The sequence below is a fragment of the Endozoicomonas atrinae genome, from assembly GCF_001647025.1.
GTDB classification, from domain to species: Bacteria; Pseudomonadota; Gammaproteobacteria; order Pseudomonadales; family Endozoicomonadaceae; genus Endozoicomonas; species Endozoicomonas atrinae.
Genome location: NZ_LUKQ02000352.1, coordinates 1 through 4,382 on the forward strand (window position 1 = coordinate 1; position 4,382 = coordinate 4,382).

The 4,382-nt window shown below is 50.8% G+C and carries 4 protein-coding genes and 1 pseudogene; all 5 read left to right on the forward strand.

Translation table 11 applies throughout. The features are described 5' to 3' along the window. Positions 1-137: 137 nt before the first annotated feature. The gene (locus tag AK963_RS33685) at positions 138-275 is read left to right on the forward strand and encodes a hypothetical protein (protein WP_175404661.1); all 138 of its coding nucleotides are present in this window, start codon (positions 138-140) and stop codon (positions 273-275) included. A gap of 157 nt (positions 276-432) precedes the next feature. Next, positions 433-1,209, forward strand: a complete 777-nt coding sequence (locus tag AK963_RS36730; RefSeq protein WP_066018258.1) for a uracil-xanthine permease family protein — start codon at positions 433-435, stop codon at positions 1,207-1,209. Then, positions 1,166-1,810: a solute carrier family 23 protein gene (locus tag AK963_RS36735; protein WP_274520558.1), complete on the forward strand. Its 645-nt coding sequence runs from the start codon at positions 1,166-1,168 to the stop codon at positions 1,808-1,810. The genes AK963_RS36730 and AK963_RS36735 overlap by 44 nt, the downstream gene beginning before the upstream one ends. Before the next feature lie 90 nt (positions 1,811-1,900). Beyond that, a complete protein-coding gene (locus AK963_RS25935) occupies positions 1,901-3,565 on the forward strand; it encodes an NAD(P)-binding protein (RefSeq protein WP_066018260.1) in 1,665 nt (554 codons plus the stop codon). After that, a pseudogene (locus AK963_RS25940) lies at positions 3,565-4,382 on the forward strand (hypothetical protein); the annotation flags it as partial. The gene AK963_RS25935 and the pseudogene AK963_RS25940, both read left to right, overlap by 1 nt.

A 4,382-nucleotide genomic window follows, 5' to 3' on the forward strand; every position in this document is an offset into this window, starting at 1 on the left:
TTGAGAACCTTATTTCCGAAGATTAAAAAAACGGAAAGCGTATAGTTGTGTGATTTTGAAGATTTAAGTTGGACTTACCATCATGCTAGTAATTTGAGATAGCTTCTTACAAAGTCGCACATCGCGTTGAAAACGAAATGTCAGATGATGAAGATGTTTCAACTGATGAAAATTTTCCCACTGTAAGTGGTTCAGAAATCCGGGTCGGGGAATCATCTGGGAGAAAAAGAGCTGCATTGGAATATGTAGGAGAAGAACCCCCTACTAAAAAGTAAATTAAATATTAATGGGTGACTTTATTCATTAGAGACTTTCTGAAGAGAGTCATTAAGACCATAGCTTAAAGTTTTTTTTAATAACTTTTCATAATCAACAACAAACCAGTCCGGTGCGTTGACGGGATCGTCTTGCCTGGATTTCGGGGAAACAGCAATGAAGTCGTTTTACGAGATTGAAGATCGGCCTCCACTGGGAACATCACTTGTTCTTGCTCTTCAGCATATGCTGGCTGCTTTCGGTGCCATCATTGCTGTCCCTCTGGTTGTGGGCGGAGTATTGGGATTGCCAGAAAGCACAATGGTCAGCATTGTCAGTGCTGCTTTGCTGGTTTCTGGAATCATTACCATCGTTCAGTGCCTGGGACTGGGGCCTGTCGGCATTCGTATGCCTTGCGTTATGGGCACCAGCTTTACCTTTGTCGCCGTGGCTATTGCCATCGGCCAGGAGCATGGATTATCCGGCATTCTGGGGTCTGCCCTGGGCGGGTCTCTGGTCATGATCATTGGTAGCCAGTTCATGGTGCAGGTTCGGAAACTGTTTCCGCCCATTGTTTCTGGCACCGTAATTTTGATGATTGGCGTTTCTCTGGTACCAGTGGGGACAGACTGGTTTGCGGGTGCTCTGCCAGGCAGTGCCGAATATGGCGCCCTTCCTCACCTGATGATTGGTCTGCTGGTTGCCGTGGTGGTTATCACGCTGAACCGCAAAGGATCCGGTCTATTCAAAACCGGTGCCATTGTTATTGGTATGGCTGCGGGTTATTTGCTCAGTGTACTGATGGGGGATGTGAATTTTGCGCCAATCAGTGAGGCTGCATTCATTCGAATTCCCAGCCTGTTGCCTGTTGCCTGTGGACTTAACCTTCCCGATTACCGGTGTCATCAGTATGGGGATCGTTTATCTGGTGACCATTATGGAATCTACCGGTGATTTCCTGGCATTGAGTGAAGTCAGTCATTGCAAACTGACCGGCAAACGACTGTCTCGCGGTATCCTGTGTGATGGTGTCGGCAGTGCTCTGGCAGCCGTATTTGGAACCACACCATTCTCATCGTTCAGTCAGAATGTGGGGATTGTTGCCATTACCGGTGTTGCCAGTCGTTTTGTTGTTGCACTGACCGGTGCGTTACTGATGATTGCTGGGCTCTTTCCCAAGCTGGCAGCATTGATCGTAACGGTGCCACAGCCGGTATTGGGTGGTGCCAGTATTATTATGTTCGGCATGATCATCGCCGCGGGCATCAAAATGCTCTCGAGAGTCGATCTTAATGAACGTAACAGTGTCATTGTGGCCGTGAGCATCACTGCCGGTCTGGCCGTTACCACTCGCCCGGATATTCTCTCTAACCTGCCTTCATTCTTCCAGGTCAGCCTCTCTTCAGGAATCACCACTGGAGCACTGGTTGCCGTGCTGTTGAATCAATTATTCAAACAGGATTCTCCTGAGCCTCAGGAAATGGAAGAACCTGAGCAGGTAAAAGCAGAATCTGTAAATAAACAACCATCGTTTAATACTGAATTAGCGTCTTGAAATTGATGTGATGAGCACTTCCCATGACTTTGATCAGTGCTGCTCAGAAATGCTCTGGTATGGTGGAAAGTGTTCAGTAAAGGAGTCGTTATGAATACCCTGGATATGACACAACCCCCCGGAAGATCTCCGGTACAGGGTACTGGTCCGGTCGTTACCCGCAAGCCGGTTTATCAGAACTCGTTGCCCCCGTGTAATCACACCTGCCCGGCGGGGAATGATATCCAGGGTGCTCTGGCACTGGCTCAGGAAGGGCGCTTTGAAGAAGCCTGGCGCACATTCATGAAGAATAACCCGCTGCCGGCAACCCATGGTCGAATCTGCTATCACCCCTGTGAAGGTGGCTGCAGTCGTGTTCAGGTGGACGACGGTGTAAGTATTCATTCCATCGAGCGTTTCCTGGGCGATATGGCCATTGAGCAGAACTGGCATATGCCAGCCCCAAAAAATGAGACCGGCAAAAAAGTTCTGGTGATTGGTGCAGGCCCTTCCGGTCTGACCGCCGCTTACCATCTGCGTCTGCAGGGGCATACCGTTGAGATTCGTGAAGCGGCACCGATTGCCGGTGGCATGATGCAGTTTGGTATCCCTGCTTATCGTTTACCACGGGAAGTGCTCGCAGCGGAGATTGCCCGTATTGAATCCATGGGAATCTCGATCACCCTGAATCACCGGGTAGAAGACCTGATGGCTGAAAAGCAGGAAGGACGGTTCGATGCAGTCTATCTGGCCATTGGTGCGCATATTGGCAAGCAGGTGGATATCCCTGCCCGTGACGCCGGCAAGGTACTGGATGCAGTCAGCTTCCTTCGGGAAACCGGAATGGGAGAAAAGCCGGTGCTTGGTCGCCGGGTGGCAGTATACGGTGGCGGCAATACTGCGATGGATGCCGCACGGACGGTAAAAAGAATGGGTGTCGATGAGGCCATGATCATCTATCGCCGCGACCGTGATCATATGCCTGCCCACAGCTTCGAAGCGGATGAAGCCGAAGCCGAAGGCGTCAATATCCACTGGTTGAGAACCATCCAGAATATTGAAGGCAGTGATTTTAACGTTGAGATCATGGAGATTGGGGACGATGGTCGCCCTCGTCCAACCGGCCGTTATGAAACACTGGCGGTGGATTCTCTGATTCTGGCTCTTGGCCAGGACGTGGAAAGAGGCATGCTGGACAGAGTGCCCGGTCTGGAATTTGATCGCTGGGGCTCACTGACCGTTGATGACAATATGATGACTGGCTGCGAAGGTATTTTTGCCGGTGGCGATATGGTGCCTTCCGATCGTACTGCCACCATTGCGGTGGGACATGGCAAGAAAGCTGCCCGCTGTATGGGCAGCTGGTTAACCGGTAAAAAAGTCAATGAAATCGCAGTAAAACACCTGGTGGACTACGACGGATTACACCTCTGGTACCGTACCCAGGCAGATCGTCAGCATGAAGATGCGCTTTCTCCAGAACAGCGTAATGACTTCAGTGAAGTGGTGCACGGGCTCAGTGAAGCCCAGGTTCGTTTTGAGGCCAGCCGCTGTTTCTCCTGCGGTAACTGTTTTGAATGTGATGGCTGCTTCGGGGCCTGTCCGGAAGGTGCCATTACCAAACTGGGCAAAGGGGAGGGCTATCAGGTCAATCATGACCTCTGTACCGGCTGTATGGCCTGCTTCCGCCAGTGCCCATGCCACGCCATCGAGATGCAGGCCGTTCAACAGGACGTTTCATTGCCAGTCATGGCTGCTCATATGGAGGTACGGTAATGTCTCAGCAATCTAAAGAACAGCCTGTTCGTGTCACTATCGATGGTAATGAGGCGGCTGCTTACGTTGCTTATCGGACCAACGAAGTCTGTGCTATCTATCCTATAACACCGTCGTCTAATATGGCGGAGCTGGCAGAGCAGTGGGCTGCCGAAGGTATCAAGAATATCTGGGGTGGCAAGCCACACGTCGCCCAGATGCAGAGTGAGGCTGGTGCTGCTGGTGCGGTTCACGGTTCATTGCAGACCGGTGCCTTGACCACCACCTTTACCGCCTCCCAGGGGCTGATGTTGATGTTGCCCAATATGTATAAGATTGCCGGTGAACTGACCCCGGCAGTGTTCTACGTGGCTGCACGTTCACTGGCAACCCAGGGATTATCTATTTTTGGCGATCATCAGGACGTAATGGCCGCAAGAAGCACTGGCTTTGCCATGCTGGCCGCCAGCTCGGTTCAGGAAGCCCATGATCTGGCATTGATTGCCCAGGCGGCGACTCTGGAGTCCCGTATACCTTTCATGCACTTCTTTGATGGATTCCGTACCTCTCACGAAATCAACAAGATTTCTCTGCTGCCCGACTCAGTTATCCGGGCTATGATTGATGATCAGTTGGTACACGATCATCGTCGTCGAGCACTGAACCCTGAAAGTCCGGTTATTCGTGGTACTGCACAGAACCCGGATGTTTATACCAATTTCATTTTCAAAATATGTCACGAATTCTGCGATTGCCTTTATACTTTAAATAGCCTGTTGTTCATCCCGTTAATGTCATGCCTAAAACTCCCGATTTTCCTGAAAACTTTCACGATGCA